The 17,029-nt window shown below is 63.2% G+C and carries 10 protein-coding genes; 7 read left to right on the forward strand and 3 right to left on the reverse strand.

Annotated elements, in window-relative coordinates:
• Positions 1–337: 337 nt before the first annotated feature.
• Together AC3Z8Y_RS08310 and AC3Z8Y_RS08315 are read left to right on the forward strand one after the other, a co-directional pair.
• Positions 338–5,065: a dermonecrotic toxin domain-containing protein gene (locus tag AC3Z8Y_RS08310; protein ID WP_490089266.1), complete on the forward strand. Its 4,728-nt coding sequence runs from the start codon at positions 338–340 to the stop codon at positions 5,063–5,065.
• A 90-nt stretch (positions 5,066–5,155) separates the two neighbouring features.
• Positions 5,156–9,697: a dermonecrotic toxin domain-containing protein gene (locus tag AC3Z8Y_RS08315; protein WP_490089267.1), complete on the forward strand. Its 4,542-nt coding sequence runs from the start codon at positions 5,156–5,158 to the stop codon at positions 9,695–9,697.
• Between the two features lie 53 nt (positions 9,698–9,750).
• Here the strand turns inward: AC3Z8Y_RS08315 and AC3Z8Y_RS08320 are convergent, their stop codons facing one another.
• Positions 9,751–9,933, reverse strand: a complete 183-nt coding sequence (locus AC3Z8Y_RS08320) for a DUF6026 family protein (protein WP_490089268.1) — start codon at positions 9,931–9,933, stop codon at positions 9,751–9,753.
• Positions 9,934–10,246: 313 nt separating this feature from the next.
• Between AC3Z8Y_RS08320 and gnd the strand changes: the two genes are divergently transcribed.
• The 5 genes from gnd to nudC all read left to right on the forward strand — a co-directional run bounded on the left by gnd (position 10,247) and on the right by nudC (position 15,377).
• The gene (gnd, locus tag AC3Z8Y_RS08325; RefSeq protein WP_490089269.1) at positions 10,247–11,224 is read left to right on the forward strand and encodes a phosphogluconate dehydrogenase (NAD(+)-dependent, decarboxylating); all 978 of its coding nucleotides are present in this window, start codon (positions 10,247–10,249) and stop codon (positions 11,222–11,224) included.
• Between the two features lie 103 nt (positions 11,225–11,327).
• Positions 11,328–12,839, forward strand: a complete 1,512-nt coding sequence (gene zwf / locus AC3Z8Y_RS08330) for a glucose-6-phosphate dehydrogenase (RefSeq protein WP_490089270.1) — start codon at positions 11,328–11,330, stop codon at positions 12,837–12,839.
• Positions 12,836–13,651: an HAD family hydrolase gene (locus AC3Z8Y_RS08335; RefSeq protein WP_490089271.1), complete on the forward strand. Its 816-nt coding sequence runs from the start codon at positions 12,836–12,838 to the stop codon at positions 13,649–13,651. Before zwf ends, AC3Z8Y_RS08335 begins: the two co-directional genes overlap by 4 nt.
• A 54-nt stretch (positions 13,652–13,705) precedes the next feature.
• Positions 13,706–14,518 (forward strand): crotonase/enoyl-CoA hydratase family protein, encoded by an 813-nt coding sequence (locus AC3Z8Y_RS08340; protein ID WP_490089272.1) that lies wholly within the window; start codon positions 13,706–13,708, stop codon positions 14,516–14,518.
• A 28-nt stretch (positions 14,519–14,546) separates the two neighbouring features.
• On the forward strand, positions 14,547–15,377 hold the full coding sequence (gene nudC / locus AC3Z8Y_RS08345; RefSeq protein WP_490089273.1) for an NAD(+) diphosphatase: 831 nt from the start codon (positions 14,547–14,549) through the stop codon (positions 15,375–15,377).
• Here nudC and AC3Z8Y_RS08350 read toward each other — a convergent pair.
• Positions 15,345–16,124 (reverse strand): TSUP family transporter, encoded by a 780-nt coding sequence (locus tag AC3Z8Y_RS08350; RefSeq protein ID WP_490089274.1) that lies wholly within the window; start codon positions 16,122–16,124, stop codon positions 15,345–15,347. The two genes, nudC and AC3Z8Y_RS08350, sit on opposite strands and share 33 nt — an antisense overlap.
• Before the next feature lie 135 nt (positions 16,125–16,259).
• Positions 16,260–17,024 carry an SDR family oxidoreductase gene (locus tag AC3Z8Y_RS08355; RefSeq protein WP_490089275.1) on the reverse strand — a complete coding sequence of 255 codons (765 nt, stop codon included), beginning with the start codon at positions 17,022–17,024 and terminating at the stop codon, positions 16,260–16,262.
• Positions 17,025–17,029: the final 5 nt, after the last annotated feature.

The raw sequence follows: 17,029 nt of genomic DNA on the forward strand, positions 1-17,029 counted from the left end.
CCCGTAGCGTAAATGACTTCTGGCAGATCTATGGTTTTTCTAATCCGACCCCAATGCCGCTCGTATGGCCGGCCCGCGGGTGAAACACCGCGGTATGAATCGCTCCTGGAGGGGTGGGTGAGGGCACGCTCAAAACCGCGCACCACTCACTGTTTACCTGACCCGGACGGCACTCAGAAGTTTCGGATTTCTTTGCATTGGCACTACGGACTCGCCCCAGTGAGTGTAGGCGTGAATCGGCGGCCCGCTGGGCTGGAGCGAAGCGGTACTCCCGTACCACACGGCACGCCCCCGTCTGCGGTTGGATAGCAGCCTTTCAACCCCACTGGAGCTTGCAATGCCTGTGCCCTTCAGCCTCGCCAATGCCGTCAGCCGTTACTCACCTCTCGCCGGGGAGGCGGTGAAGCGTTTCCGCCAGCAACCTAGCCTGTTGTCCACCGCCTCGCGCCTGGTTGGCGAGGCCCTGATGCGGCTCGAGCCGCCTGTCTCGATAGACCCCGGTAGCGTCGCCCTGGCGTGGCCACCCGACGGGGGAGCGCCAGGGGAGTTCGACTACGTTGTGCTACCTGAATTATTGATTGACCTGTTCGTTCGTCGAACGGTGCTGACCGTGGTACCTGGCTATCAGGTTCTGGTGCAGCACGAGGGCGCGCAGTGGGTGGAACTGCCTGTCAACCTGCACCACCTTGCACAGGCACTTGATGCGGTAAGGCCGACCCTGATCGAGTCGTTCGAAGAGTCCCTTGCCCTGTTCTGGAGCGAAGCGGACAGGCAGGGCGAAACCCACTGGACCTGGATGGGTGACTACCTGCGTGACAGCTTCCTTGCAGGCCTTCAGGGCGGCCGGGGTTCAGGTGAACTCCCCTCCGAAGCTCACGACTTCGGTTTGGTCGTGGCCACTTGGCGCGACAGTGAGGCGATCGCTCGGCGCAGTCCCGGCGTGGGGGCCTACCTGCTCCAGATCCAGGAGGGAGGCACTGCGTTGCCGTTTGACGTCAGGCTCGATCCTCATTTGTTGATCAGCTTTCCCGCACACGATGGGGCCCAGCACTACCTGTTGTTTTCCGTCAATGGGGGCGTCCGTTGCTTCACCACAGTGCTCGCGCTGCGAGAGGCTATTGATTCAACGCTGGGCACCGAGAATGGCCTCGGCAACGCGCAGGTCCAGCGCTTGAGTGTGCATGGCGATGTATTCCTGGCACTCGCACGCACGCTGCTGCAGGCGCAATTGGTGCAGATCAGTGGGCTGGCGGGTTGGGTGCGAGGCACCACCACGCTTTCAGGCAACTCGCTGCTGAAGGCGTCCTGTGATGTACTCACCGGCTTCTTCCAGCTCGACGCGAGCAAGCAGGCGCAAAGCGCGCTCAATCTACAACGAGCGCTGCCGGACTGGCTGCGTCGGGCGCCTGCTGTCGACCGCTGGCATTTCGCGAGTGCGCTGGCACAGCTCGCCGAAACCTGGCCGCGGGTCACCGGCAGCTGGTTCCTCCACGACATTCCGACCCTCGACGGGTATGTCTACAAGCGCCTGCGCGAGGAGGCGGCACGCTTGCATCCAGAAGGGCCGGCCCTTGCCCCGGAACACCTGGTGCTTTCGCTTGTGTTCGTGGTCCCCGACCCGATAGCCGTGGCCGGCGGCCCTTCGGAGCCCCATATCGTCGAGGAGCCCTTGAGCGTGACGGCCCTGGCCATTGATAACCTCTCGGCCCATGCCAGTGCCTGGTTGAAAATCAGCGCCAAACCCGGCACCAGCGTACCTGGCTGGCTCACCGAAGAGGAACTCAAAGCGCTGGTGCGTGCCATCGACGTTGGCGGGCATTACCCGGCCATGCTGCGCAGACGGCTGCGTGAAGGTTCCGAAGCGCAGGCGCGGGAAGCGTTGTTCCGCCAGCAGTTGACGCTGCAGCTGCCCTTGCTGGCCTGGGAACTGATGCTGCGGGGTGAGTGCGGCCTCGACCGAAAGGGCTACCGGATGATCGAGGAAGGTGTAGGCGCGCTGCCCAGGGTAAACCCCGCTCACCTGGTAGGGTTGGGTGTGACCGCAGGCGCAGAGTACGGCACCGACGTCATCGCCGGGACCTTCCTGTTCGTTCGCGAAGCCAATCCAGCCGCGCCCTGCGTGCTCTACCGTCCCTTGCATGCCACGCCGCTTCGGCAGTTCGACTCGCTGGATGCCCTCTGGGAAGAGATTTGCGCACCGGGCGACCTTCAGGACGACGCATTGCTATGGATGACCGACCTCGGCCGCTCTCGTTATAGCCGAGGAGGGTTCCGCGAACCGCGGGTGTTGCGGTTTGGGCAGGGCGACGATTTCGCGCCGCTTGAAAAGCCCCTGCCGGCTCGCCCTGCACTGATTCCCCTGGCTACTCCACGGCTGCAAACCGTGTATGAGCAAGTGGTAGAAGCGCTGATCGCTATGGCAGAGCGACGTTCCACTTCCAATGCCGAAGACCGCTGGGTATCCCTGGGGCAGTTGGCGAGCACGCTATTCTCCGGCTTGCTGCCAATCCTGAGCGGCCCTGCGGGCACTGCAGGGTGGTTGCTACAGCTCAGCGATGCCTTCAACGTTTACCTCGAAGCCCTTGATCAGCCGGCCAATGCAGCGGCCTCTGCCAGAACGAACCTGTTGTTCAGCATTGCGATGCTGCTGTTGAGCGAAGCCGCACACTGGCCCGTGGACGAACCCGAGCGGCTGGACACAACCGAGCCCGGCGAGCCCGACGAAAGGGGGGGCTTAGGGGATGAGGCTGGGGCCACGTCCGGCGCAGGAGGGGGTATAACCCCCGCGCCCGCAGTCGCGCTGGGTTGGGCCGAGGTCATCGCTCCAGAAACGATGGCGATCTCCCGCCCCATGGACTTTGATCTGAGCTGGTCCGCTGCCAACCTCACGCCGACCCCATTGCAGTCGCAGGCTCTGAAGCCCCTGCGAGCCAGCCCGCCGAGCGAGGGCTCGACCCCCATCCCCCATGGCCCCCACCAAGGGCTATACCTTGAAGACCAGCAATGGCTGGTCAAGTGGCAGCAAGACTATTTCGCAGTGAGCCTGGACGACATCGATCCCAGGATCGTCGGCCCTGACGGGGAGGAGGGGCCATTCATACGCCGGGATGACGCCGGGCGCTGGGTGTTGGACCTACGCCTACGCCTTCGCGGTGGCGGGCCCAAGCGGCGCATTGAAGCCCGCCGGCGGCAGAACGAACAGGATCGCGAGCAGGCTGAACGCCTCTATACCGAGGTAATGAAGACGTTCGAGATGTTGCGCGATCGCGCCAACCCGCTTGTCGAGCGGGTAGATCAAGCCTCCCAAAACAATGAGCCGGCTATCGAGGATCGGGAGAAGCTCGACGAAATGCTGCGCCAAGGCCATCAACATGGAACCGAACTGATCACGCTGTATGAAACCCTGCACAAGGCGACACCGCTTCCGGACTACGCGAACCGGATCTGCAGCATCCTGGCCAGGCAACTGCACATCAGCAAGACCATCACAGATAACCTCTCCGAATTGTCCCGGGTGTATGTCCATACTTCGCCGTATCTGGGCATAAGTGACAAGGCCTTGCAGTTGTTGGTACGAACCAATCCCGCGCAATGGCATGCCTTCCTGGAGCGCTACCGCGATCTCACGGAGCGTTCGGTGTCTTACGTTCAGTTGCATCAACATACCCTCGAGCACATCCGGACCTTCCCCGGGTTGGGCGCGCGCACACTTGAAGAGAACACCAGCGCGGTGGACACGCTGCACTCGGTGCTCGAATTGCAAACCTCGCTGGCCTATTGCGAGCTGGGGCTGTTGCTGGAGCCTCTGCGCGACAACCCTGCACTGGCCGAGCAGGTTCACACAGCACTTGAGCCATTGTTGGTCCACGGGACATCTCATGCTGATCTGGTCCAGGATCCGGCAGTCACGCCAGAGCAGAAGATTCAGGTATTGGACACCGCCATCCATCACTATCAACGGGTTGAGGACGCCCTCCATGTCTTCAAGGAAACGCTCCCCGGCGAGCTGATATCGCCATCCCTTGCGCGTTTCGAGCGGATTGCGGCGATGTTGCGCGAAGATGCAGAGGCGCGCATGGGTGAACTGGTGCGCAGCACGGTAGCCCCCGCACCTGTTGCCCGGCCCGGCGGAGCGCGGCGCCAGCCTCGCCCTCGGCCGCCTCAAGGCGCGCCCGGATCGAGTACTGTCAGCGCAGACGTAAGCCGCCCCGACGCACCCGAAATGATTCGCACGGCTGACGGCCAGTCGGTGATGGTCCATACCCGTACGGATGAACAAACCAAGGTAAAAGTGGCGGAGGTGGTGTCCAACGGAAAGGTATTGGCCCGGTGGCGGCAGGACCCTGACACCGGCGCCTGGACCAAGCCCACCGCGCCCCAGCGGCAGCCTGCCCAGGGGCTGGGCCCCCGCCTCAATAGCCTGACGACCGAAGCGAACCGCGCACTGGGGCAGGTGCGGAACGAGGTTGCTGCACTCGCCAGGTTCAAGCAGGTGACGCGTGTGCCTGTGGAGATAGAGGATCAGTACCATGGCAGCGCACGCAGGCTGGAGACGCTGGCCGACGACATCGAGGAGGCGCTGACTCAGCTCAATGCCACCGATGCACAAACCGGGTTGCAAGGCTCCGCCGAGATCAAGGCTCGTGAGCTGCGGGACCAGGCCAGTATCGCTCGCCGTACAGGCACACAGGCACGCGTAGAGCTCAGCAAAAGCTTGTTGCCCACGGTCGCGCGGGTTGAGTTTCTGGTAAGGCAGGGGGAAGCCACCATTCGCAAGCTGGGGCGGCGCACGCCGCTTGGACGAAGTGGGCGGCGTGATTTTGTGCAGGAATACGAGATCCTCGACCGCCAGCAGCATCCGCTCTGGTATGCCCACTTCCACTACGACACGCCAACCGGGCCGGTGGAGCGGTTCACTGCCGCTCATTTGAAAACCGTCACGCAGCGGTTCGACGGGTATCAGACGCAGCTCCAGCAAGCGCGCAACAACGAGGAGGTGATAGGGATCTATCGCAGCCGGATCGACCTGGGGGCTGCACGGCGATTGTTCTTGTCGTTGCCTTGACCCTGTTTGTCGCCGGGGTGGTACTTCAGTATCGCCCCGGCGGATTGAAACACGGCAACACTCCGGGCTCCTTGTATTCAGGAGCCCGACATGCCCCACGTAATTTCCGCCGATCTGCGTTCCCATCCATTGGCTAGCCTTCCAGGCCCGGTGACCGGCCGGATGGCCGACAGGCCTACGCTGGCCCAGGTAGCCTGCGACAGGGTACAACCTATGCTCGATATCACCCTTGTAGCGGGACGTTCCACCCCTGCTCGCGCCGCTGATATCGCGCTTTGCCACAGCCTGTGGCACAACGAAAACGCAAACGTGTCGTTTGCCGGTTATCAGGTGCAGCCCCTCTCAAACGTGGTGCTTGATCGGTTCATCCGCGGCAGGCCCCTGTCGTTTTCCGCCGATGCAAGTTTCCTTACCCTCGAGCCTGGCAGCGAGTACCCCGCTCGGCTGGATGCCGACATGGCGATGATCATCGAGGCGATCGACGTCACCGGCCCATTTGTAGTGCAGGACTGGTGCGCGCGGTGGGTTGATTATTGGCAAACCCCTGGGCCGACTGGCCAAAGCCCCTGGTCGTGGTTGGCGTCGCACCTGAGGCAGTTGGTCACCCAGGCCATGAAAGAGTCTGAAGGCCTTGCCATGCTCTCTTCGGCCGATATAGGCATCATCTGCGCATCCCTTGACCTGCCGTTACCGCTCACCTCTGAACGGCCGCCAGCGCTCGGCCAGGTGTGGCTGCTTGGCAATGGCCATGGCACCCTACCTGTATTGTTGATCGGCGCAGGCCCTGCCTGGGTCATTTATGACGTGGAAACGGGGTTCCGGCGCTTTGATAACGCTGTAGCGGTTACACAATACCTCGGCGTTGCCCTGCCCGAAGACGCCCACACACCGGCCACCGGCGACTTTTTCGCCAACTGGGCTGCGGCAATTTTGGACGGCTATCTGACCGGTCAGCTCGCCAAGGCCGAGCAGATGCGCGCAAGCGGCGTTGATGCCCGTGACTTCAGTGCCATCCTGGCCGCCTTCGGCCCTGGCTGGGTACTCGACGCTGCGCACCGTATGAAACGCCAGGCGGCGATACGCCGCGAGCTTCCTGCCTGGCTGAGCCGGGCGAGCAGTGCCGACCGGCTGCGCTATGCCCTTGGCCTCGACGCTGTGCTGGCGGCTCGACGCGCCTTGGGCAGCAATGGCTTGCTGGCGGGTATTCCTACCCCGGAAGAATACGCCCGTTTGCGCTTGCGCGAGCAGGCCGGGCGAGACCATCCCGGTCAGCCTTTGAACGACCCGGACGATGTGGTGGTGAGCATTTTCAGCCGTGAGGACGATGACCTTCTGTCTGTTGCGGGCGGGGGCGGTACCATCGCGCTCAAGGAACAACGCATCAGCCTTGTGGAACTCAGCCTGCTGAACACCGGCGGCCGGCCCGCGGGCTGGATGCATGTTGCCCCGCAGCAAGGCAAAGTGCTTCCGGCTTGGCTGGATGATGACAGCGCTGTTGCGCTGGTCAAAGCTGTGGACATAGGCGCTTCCTATCTCAGGATGCTCCATGCCTCCCTTGTAGAGGGGCAAGAGGGCGCTTCGCGCCGCGCGACGTTCAAGGCCATGGTCGCGGCGCAGCTTCCATTGCTGGCGCTGGAACTCAAGTTACGAGGGGAGTGCGGCTTCGACGAGCGCGGTATATCACTGGTGCGTCGCGGCTTCGGGCCGGATAACGCACTGCCGCCTCCCAGGGTCGCGCGGTTGGCGCTCCAGGCCGCGCCCTTGCTGCCTCCTGACCTGGTAACCGGCATGTTCGTGCTGTCCCAGCCTGAAGCTGACGATGTACTGGTGGTTTACGCACCTCTGGCTCAACAGCCTTTGCGGCAGTTTCAGGATCGCTCGCAACTGATGAAGGCCATCATCGAAGAAACCGACCTGTACCAGGCGGTGCTGGGTTGGCTGAGCGACACGGCACGCCCCCGTTACGCCAACGGGGGCCTGCGTGCCCCGCACTGGCTGCGCTTCGGGCAGGGCGACGAATTTGCGCCTGCAGCGACCGTTACGCCGGCACGGGTACAACCCGTTCCGTTGCAGGGCGACCCCTTGGGAGCCTTTTATGATGGCCTGGTAGAGGCGTTGACACTGGCAGCGGATCGCCAGACGGTGTCGAACGAGGAAAGCTTCTGGATGTCGGCACGGGAGGTCGGCTGGCTGGTATTCAATCAGGTACTGCCCTTCCTTAGCGGCCCGGCGGCCACCGCGGGCTGGCTGATTCAGATGGGCCATTCGCTGGACGAGCATTTCAACGAAGTGGGGGGCGCTGATGAACCACAGGACATCAGCAGCGACGAGCTGTTGTTCGACCTGATACTGGCCCTGGTCAGCGAAACTACTCGGCGGGCGCTCGCAGAACCGCCCGCGCCTCATACGGCCCCCGTGGAAACGCCAGTGCCAGCATCCCCTGCCGCATGGGCGCCTGGCGTGCTGGAAACAGCCTGGAGCGTACCGTCCATGAGCCTCACGCCCGTTTTGCGGGACCGATTGCAGGCGTTGGCGGTGTCCCGCCCCGAAGGCCTTTCGCCGACAGTGCCCTCTGGCCCGCTCCAGGGGTTGATGCAGGACGATCATCGGTGGCTGGCCTGGGTCGAGGGGGCCTTGTTCGAAGTCGCGCCGGGTAACGGGGAGGCCGTGGTCCTCGATCCTCAGACCAAGGAGCCCAGCGGGCCATGGTTGCGCCGGGACGAGGCCGGCCGCTGGCGCCTGGATCTGCGTTTGCGCCTGCGAGGTGGCGGCCCGAAGCGCAGAATCGAGCAGCAGCGGGAAATCAATCGACAGCAGCGCCAGCGGGCAAGCCAGTGCCTGGCTGAAATAGAACGCACCTACCGTGATGTAAGGACGGCGGGCGTGGACAGCGAGGCTTTCATCGAGGAGGCGCTGAAGCGCAGCCAGCCCAACGTTGCCAATACCCGGCGCCTTGAGGACGCTACGCGCGTGGAGCGGGCGTTTGATGCTTGCGTCGCTTTGCGTGAGGAGTACGAAGCCATCAGTGCTGCCGTCGCCGTGCCGGAACGGGGCAAGGAACTGAGCGTGGCGCTGGCGGCGGAAGCCAACCTGTGCGGCTATTACCTGAGCCTGAACCGCGACGTGCTGGTAGGCAAGCTGGATACGGCGCAGGTAGGTGCGTCAGCCTGGCAGGGTGATCATCCGATGCAAGCGGCAGAGGTCACCCGCTGGTTTGCCTTTCTCCATGAATACAGAAGCATTGTCGATGCCGGCGTGCGCTGGCGAATACGCCTGGATGAGCGGATGCGCAGGTTGGGCGACATACCGGTGGCGGGTACTGCCACGCTGGCGAGGCTGGCCCCGAAGATGGCGGCGTTTCGACAACTGATCGAGTACCGCGCGTTGAGCGTGTACACCGAACTCAGCCTGCTCGAACAGCCGATGGCAGGAGATGAGACTGCGCGGCGCAGTGTTCATGACGCCATGAAACCGCTGGTGCTGGCCTTGAATACCCACAAGGAAATCACCCTGGATGCTTCGCTGGCCGGAGGTAACCCACTGGAGCTGCTCGACAGCGTGGTCCATGGCTACCAGGCGGCCCAGGACACCGTACAGTGGCTGCGGCAGACCTTGCGGCCGGAGTACATATCCCCCGCCCTGGATCGACTGTCGACCACGCTGGCGGTACTGCAGGCCGACGCTGAAGAATGGCTCGGGCGATTGCTCAGAGATACGCCTACCCCTTCGCCAGCCCCCGTTGCACCCTCAGCCAGCGGAGCAAAGGGAGGGCGCAAGGTAATCCGAACCCGCCACCGTGGCGTAGTGGTCGCAAGGGTTCGCGCCAACGCCCGGCAGCCCGCCACGGAAGTCGCCGAAATCATCTCTCCGCTGGACGATCGTGTAGTGGCGCGTTTCGAGCAAGACCCGGTACACGGGGACTGGGTGGAGCATGCTTGCGAGGTGGCGCCAGCGCATGGCCCCTCTGAAATCAACCTGGAACAGCTCGCCGAGGCCGCCGACCACCAGCTCGAGGCTGCGCAGCGCCAGTTTGAGCAGGCGCCACGGCTGGCAAGGGTGACGCGCATACCGCTTGAGCTCGAGGAGCTCATGTGCGGCACGGCGCGAAAGCTGACCGAGCTGGCGGACAGGATCGAGCGCGGGCTTACGCTACGCAACGAGACGGATATGGCGGTCGAGGCCTGGGGTAGCGCTGAACGCAAGGCGCGCTTGCTTCAGGACATGGCGGCGCGGCTGATCGCCGAGGGCCGAACGCTGCGCATCCGGTTGAGCAAAACGGCGCTGCCCACCATAGGTAGGGTTCGTTATCTGGCGCAGCAGGGTGCGGTACGGGTGCAGCGGCTGGGCAGTCGAATTGCGCTCAAGGGGCAAGGCAAACGCAAGGATCTGATACAGGAATATGCCATAGCGGAACCGAATGGCACGGTGCTCTGGTATGCGCATTTTCACTATGCCAGCATGGCAGCAGCGGAAGACCAGTACCTGGCGGCACACTTGAAAACGGCAAGCCAGCGATTTATGGGGCTGCAGGCACAGATGGCACAGGCGGCAACGGATGCTGAGGTGGTGAGAATCTATCGGAGCCGAATCGACCCTGAAGCTGCGAAGGAATTGTTCCTCAGCCAGCGTTAAGCGGTAGGAAGAACCAGGCACGGCAACTGGAGCGCCGTGCCTGCTTCGCGGTATCAGGCGATACGCGCGGTGGGCACGAAGTCGAGAGCGCCGTGGGTGGCCTGGGAGAGCATGGTGCTCAGCTGGGCGACTTTACGCTTGAGCTGGTCGCGCTCGGCCTTGAGGTCGTGCAACTCGTCACGACGGATGGTGACGTACAGCGTTTGGGGTTGTTTGGCTACGACTACGTTACCCATTGCACACCTCGATGGCGGATCACTACGTTAAGGGCTGACCTCGTGGGGTGTTCCCCGCCGGGTTATGTCCTTGATCGGCTCCGATTCTGATTTCTTTATGGTCGCTTGGGAACTTTTTATTTCAGTGTTGTCCCGGCTTCCGGCAGGTAAATGACGCCAAAGCCACGTCGCACGCGGGTTTGAGCCGGTTTACCGCTTGTCGGGAACTTTTACATAGGGGGCTGAAACCTTCCGCAGGCGCTTCGGACTAACCTTCAGCGGCGGGCTGCTATAAGCTGTTACGGCTTTTCTTACATTTTCTGGAGTTACCGGCATGCAATTGGGAATCGTGGGACTGGGTCGCATGGGTGGGAATATTTCACGACGCCTCATGCGTAACGGCCATCACACGGTGGTATACGACCGCAACGCGCAAGCCGTGCAAGCGCTCGAGCCGGAAGGCGCCAAGGGGGCGCACAGCCTGGAAGACCTCGTCGCCAACCTCGAACGGCCTCGCGCGGTGTGGGTAATGCTGCCCGCCGGCGCGCCGACCGAGGACACCATCAACGAACTCGCCAGCCTGCTCGAGCCGGACGACGTGATCATCGACGGTGGCAACACCTTCTACAAGGACGACGCCCGCCGCGCCAAGGCCTTGCTGGAAAAACAACTCCACTACGTGGATGTCGGCACCTCCGGTGGCGTGTGGGGGCTGGACCGTGGCTACTGCATGATGATCGGCGCCGAGACAGCTGTTTTCGAACGCCTCGAGCCCCTGTTCGAAACACTCGCGCCGGGCGTAGGCGAAATCCCCCGTACCAAGGGGCGCGAAGCTGGGCATATTCGCGCCGAGAAGGGCTACATCCACGCAGGCCCCGCGGGCGCTGGCCACTTTGTGAAGATGATTCACAACGGCATCGAGTACGGCATGATGCAGGCCTTTGCCGAAGGCTTCGACATTCTCAAGACCAAGAACTCGACCCAGCTGCCGGAAGACCAGCGTTACGACCTCAACCTGGCCGACATCGCCGAAGTATGGCGCCGGGGCAGTGTGGTGTCCTCCTGGTTGCTGGACCTCACCGCTGACGCGTTGGTGTCGGACCCTGAACTCGCCGGTTACTCGGGCTCGGTGTCCGACAGCGGCGAAGGCCGTTGGACCATCGACGCAGCCGTGGAGCAGGCTGTTCCGGTACCGGTGCTGGCCAGTTCGTTGTTCGCGCGCTTCCGTTCTCGTCAGGAGGCCACCTATGGCGACAAGATGCTGTCGGCCATGCGCTTTGGCTTCGGTGGCCACATCGAAGTGAAGAAGTAGTTTCCACGCCCGGGCTCTGGCGGCGCGCCACAGCCCGGGTGACTTGCCGTTGCTCGCGCCACTGGCCGTGCAGCGTATGCCCATCAGCGCGGGAGACAGCTGTATGAAGCGAGGCAAAACCACGGCCGAGCCGGCACCCCCGGCGACCCTGTTTCTCTTTGGCGCCCATGGCGATCTGGTAAAACGCCTGCTGATGCCGGCGGTGTACAACCTGGCCCGTGACGGGCTGCTGGACCCCCACCTGCATATCGTGGGCGTTGACCACAACGAAGTCGGCGATGCCGAGTTCGCCGAACGTCTCAAATCTTTCATCATCGATCAGGCCCGGGCCCGGCACCCTGAGCAAGCTGAAGCCACCATCATCGATCCTGCGGTGTGGGAGCCGCTGGCCAAGCGCATCAGCTACGTGACCGGCGACTTCACCAACGACGAAACCTACCAGACCCTCGCCCGCACCCTTCAGGCCACGGCCACAGGCAATGCCGTGTTTTACCTGGCCACGTCGCCGCGGTTTTTCACCGAGGTTTCACAGCGCCTGGCGCGTGCCGGCCTGCTCTATGAACAGCCCAACGCCTACCGGCGTGTAGTGGTGGAGAAGCCGTTCGGCTCGGACCTTGAAACCGCCCAGGCGCTCAATACCCAGCTGCTGGACGTGATGAGCGAGTCGCAGATTTACCGAATCGACCATTACCTGGGGAAGGAGACCGTGCAGAACATCATGGTCAACCGTTTCTCCAACGGGATCTTCGAGGCCTTCTGGAACAACCATTACATCGATCACGTTCAGATCACCGCTGCCGAAGCCGTGGGCGTCGAAACCCGCGGTGGGTTCTATGACAGCATCGGTGCACTGCGGGACATGGTCCCCAATCACCTGTTCCAGTTGCTCGCCATGGTCGCCATGGAACCCCCGGCTGCGTTCGGGGCGGACGCCGTGCGCGGCGAAAAGGCCAAGGTGATTGGTGCCATTCGGCCTTGGACAACCGAGGAGGCACTGGCCAATTCCGTGCGCGCTCAATACGTGGCGGGCGCCAAAGGGATGAAGGGCTATCGCGAAGAGGACCGGGTAGCGCCCGACAGCGAAACCGAAACCTACGTGGCGCTCAAGGTGATGATCGATAACTGGCGCTGGATGGGCGTGCCTTTCTACCTGCGTACCGGCAAGCGGCTGAGCGTGCGGGACACCGAGATCGCCATCTGCTTCAAGCCGGCGCCTTATGCGCAGTTCCGCGATACCAACGTGGACTACATCAAGCCCAACTTCCTGCACATGCAGATCCAGCCTGACGAAGGCATGTGGTTTGACCTGCAAGCCAAACGCCCAGGCCCGGCCCTGGTAATCGACAACGTGAAGCTGGGCTTCGCCTACAAGGATTTCTTCCAGATGCAACCCTCCACTGGCTACGAAACCTTGCTATACGACTGCTTCATCGGTGACCAGACCTTGTTCCAGCGCGCGGACAACATCGAGAACGGGTGGCGGGCAGTGCAGCCGTTTCTGGATGCCTGGCGAGAGCAGGGCGCCTTGAGCGAGTACCCGGCCGGCAGCGATGGCCCGGCGGCTGCGGATGAATTGCTGGCCCGTGAAGGCCGTACCTGGCATTCCCTCGGATGAGCGCGCCCATCAGGCTGGTCCTGAGCGACATGGACGGCACCCTGCTGCGCCGCGATCACAGCCTTGCGCCCGCAGTGGTGGCGGCCGTGGGCAAACTACAGGCGGCCGGCGTAACCTTCAGCCTGGCCAGCAGCCGGCCCCCGCGGGCGATGCTCGAACAGGCGCGCTTGCTGGGCGTGACCGCACCGATCGCCGGCTTCAACGGGGGCAACCTGGTATACCCGGACGGCCGCTTGCTGGAAGCACATACCATCGCGCCCCAGGCGGTGAAGGCGGCGTTGGCCTTCTTCGCCGATCACCCGGTAGACGTATGGCTGTTCGCAGATGGCGACTGGCTGCTGAAAAACCGGAACGCGGCACACATGGATACGGAACGGCATGCCTTGGGCTATGACGCTGTTCAAGTAACCGATTTTGAGCCTTACCTGGACCGCGTGGACAAGATCGTCGCCACCACTGCCGATCACGCGCTGCTGGAACAGCTCGAAGCGGCAATCCAGCCAGTGCTCGGTAGCCAGGCACATGCCGCGCGCTCCCAGCTTTACTACCTGGACATCACCGCCCTGGAAGCGGACAAAGGCAAGGCGTTGGCCCGGCTGGCGCGGCATTTGGGCGTTCCACTGGAGGAAACGGCGGTACTGGGCGACGGGCATAACGACGTGGCCATGTTCGAGGTAGCGGGCCTGGCGATTGCGATGGGCCAGGCCAGTGCCGATGTTCGCGACGCGGCGGATGTAGTCACTGACAGTAACGAGCAGGACGGGGTGGCCACCGCGATCGAGCGGTTCATTCTGCCGCGCGTGCTCCGGTGACCCGGCCGGCAGCGATTGCTATAGTCCGCGTTCGATAACAACAAGGACCTGGCGATGACCGAGTACAGCGCGTTTCGTGTGGAGCGACGAGGGGCGGTTGCCCATGTGGTGATCAATCGGCCGGAAAAGCGTAATGCAATGAACGCTGCGTTCTGGGTGGAGATCGAACAGATATTCAACACCCTGGACGCTTCCGATGACGTGCGCGCGGTGGTACTCAGCGGCGCTGGCGAACATTTCAGCGCGGGTATCGACCTGGCGATGCTCGCCCAGGTCGCTGCCGAGCTGGGGCCTGATGTGGGCCGCAATGCACGCTTGTTGCGGCGCAAGATTCTCGCGCTTCAGGCCGCCCTGACCGCAGTGGAGCGTTGCAGCAAGCCAGTACTGGGGGCCATCCAGGGCTACTGCATCGGCGGCGCGGTAGATTTGATCGCCACGTGCGACATGCGTTACTGCAGCGAGGATGCCCGCTTCTCGATCAAGGAAGTGGACATGGGGATGGCGGCGGATGTGGGCACCTTGCAACGCCTGCCGCGCATCATCGGTGATGGCATGCTGCGCGAGCTGGCGTACACAGGGCGCGAGGTCCGTGCTGAAGAAGCGTTGCGGCTGGGCCTGGTGAACCAGGTATTTGCCACGGTGCAGGCGTTGGAGGAGGGCGTGTTCGCGCTTGCGCAGCGGATTGCGGAGAAGTCGCCGCTGGCGGTGACAGGCACCAAGCGCATGCTCAGCTACATGCGCGACCATTCGGTGGAGGATGGGCTTGAATACGTGGCCACCTGGAACGCGGCCATGCTACAGGGAAGCGACCTCAAGGTGGCGCTGGCTGCCAGCCTGAGCAAACAGGCCGCGCGCTTCGAGGATTGACCGCACGGCATTACCAGGATTTTTTAACATGGCGCATCGCTGGATTACCGCAGTACTGGATACCGAACCCACCGGGGGCTGGGCCGTGGCCCGAAGCCCCGAGGGCTTCATGTTCGACAGCAAGGGTGTGTTGTTTGCCCGTGACTGGCTCAAAGGCCTGGGCCTGCCGATACTGTTCGAGCACGGCATAGGTTACCTGGACGATCAGCCGGTGTACTTGCTGGAGTTCGAAGGCCCCATAGTGGTGAGCAATTGCCAATGGCAGGGGCTGCGGCAGTTCATGCTGCAAACCGACTTCGAGCATTACCGCATGCTGGCCTATGCCGCGCAGATCGGCACCTGGGCACGCGAGCACCGTTTCTGCGGTAGCTGTGGCAAGCCCATGGTGCAGGTGCCCGGCGAGCGGGCCATGTACTGTGACCGCTGCGAGCTGCGTGCCTACCCCCGCATTTCGCCCAGCATGATCGTGCTGATCACCCGAGGCGACGAGATACTGCTGGCAAGGTCGCCGCGGTTCGTCACCGGCGTGTACAGCACCCTGGCCGGCTTTGCCGAGCCGGGCGAAAGCGCCGAGGAATGCGTGATCCGTGAGGTGCGGGAGGAGGTAAGCCTGGAAGTGCGCAACATCCAGTACATGGGCAGCCAGTGCTGGCCATTCCCCCACTCGATGATGCTGGGCTTCCATGCCGAGTACGCCAGCGGAGAGATCATTCCTCAGCTGGATGAAATCGAGGACGCCCGCTGGTTCCGCATCGACGCGCTGCCGCCGTTGCCAGCGTCGCGCTCCATCGCTCGCTACCTGATCGACTTGTACGTTGCGCGCCGGTCAGGCTTGCCCGAACCAGTGCTGCCAGGCTAACCGCACGGTCAGCGCCAGCACCACGGTAATGAACACCGGGCGGATGAAGGCCGCGCCGCCGTTGATGGCGGTGCGGGCCCCCAGGAACGCGCCCACCATCAGGCTGGCGCCCATGGTAAGGCCGATGATCCAGTCCACCTGCCCCGAAGCGATGAACACCGCCAGCGCGGCGGCGTTGCTGACGAAGTTCATGCTGCGGGCCACACCGCTGGCCTTCACCAGGTCGATGGGGTAGAGCAGCAAGCTGCTGACCGTCCAGAACGCACCCGTACCCGGCCCCGCCACGCCATCATAGAACCCAAGCCCGAGCCCCTGCGGTGCTTGCCATTTCTTGCGCACCGGTGCGTTGCTGTCCACCGGCGCCTTGGGCGTGCCGCCGAACAACAGGTAGAGGCCGCAGGCGAATACGATCACCGGCAGCATTTTGTTCAGCCACTCGGCCGGCAGATAATGAGCTACGCCAGCACCAAGCAGTGAACCTATCCCGGTGCATACCAGCGCGTGCACCCATTGCCGCGGCTGGAACAGCTTGCGCCGGTAATAGGTGAAGCTGGCGATGCCTGACCCGAACGTGGAGCTGAGTTTGTTGGTGCCGAGCACCAGGTGTGGTGGCAGGCCGGCGGTGAGCAGGGCAGGGGTGGTGAGCAAGCCACCACCGCCAGCGATGGCATCGATGAAACCGGCAAGGAACGCCACCCCGGCAAGAATGGCCAGGGTGGTGGGGGCAACGCTGAGATCGAAAGGCATGGCGCGCTACTGCGTTGGAACGGGGTGCGCATTCTAGCTTGAATCGTCGTGGGGCCGGGCGCAGAGCCCGGGAATGTCTAAGAAAGTTTCACAGCTGCCAGCTATGCCGCAGCCGTGAGTAGCACCCGCGGCTGCTTAGGCCAGATACCCGCCGTCCACATTAAGCGCCGTGCCCGTGGTGTAGCTGGAGGCGGCGCTGGCCAGGTACAGCACCGCGCCGGCCATTTCCGTGGGCGCCGCCACACGCCCCAGGGGAATATGGGTGAGCGCCTGGGCCAGGATTTTCTCGTTGCTCACCAGCGCCGACGCGAATTTGGTGTCGGTGAGCCCGGGCAGCAGCGCGTTGCAGCGAATGCCCAGCGCCGCGCATTCCTTGGCGAACACCTTGGTCATGTTGATCACCGCCGCCTTGGTGATCGAATACACCCCCTGAAATGCACCAGGCGATACCCCGTTGATCGAGGCTACGTTGATGATGCTGCCGCCGCCATGGGTACGCATGAGCTTGCCCGCTTCTACCGACATGAAGAAGTACCCGCGGATGTTCACGTCCACGGTTTTCTGGAACGCGGCGATGTCGGTGTCCAGCACATGGCAGAACTGAGGGTTGGTGGCGGCATTGTTGACCAGCACGTCCAGCCGGCCGAAGCGCGAGCGGATAGTCTCGAAAGCCTGCTGTATCTGCTCGGGCTCTCCGATATGGCACGCCAGCGCCGTGGCTTGGCCACCCTGTGCGACGATTGCGTCGGCCACGGCCTGGCAGCCTTCGAGCTTGCGGCTGGAAACGATCACGTGGGCACCTTGGGCGGCCAGCAGGCGTGCGATGGCTTCGCCGATGCCGCGGCTGGCACCGGAAACGAAAGCGACCTTGCCGCAAAGGTCAAATAGATCGGTGGGCATGCAAC

Source organism: Pseudomonas sp. 3MAES_34.3B (genome assembly GCF_058145875.1).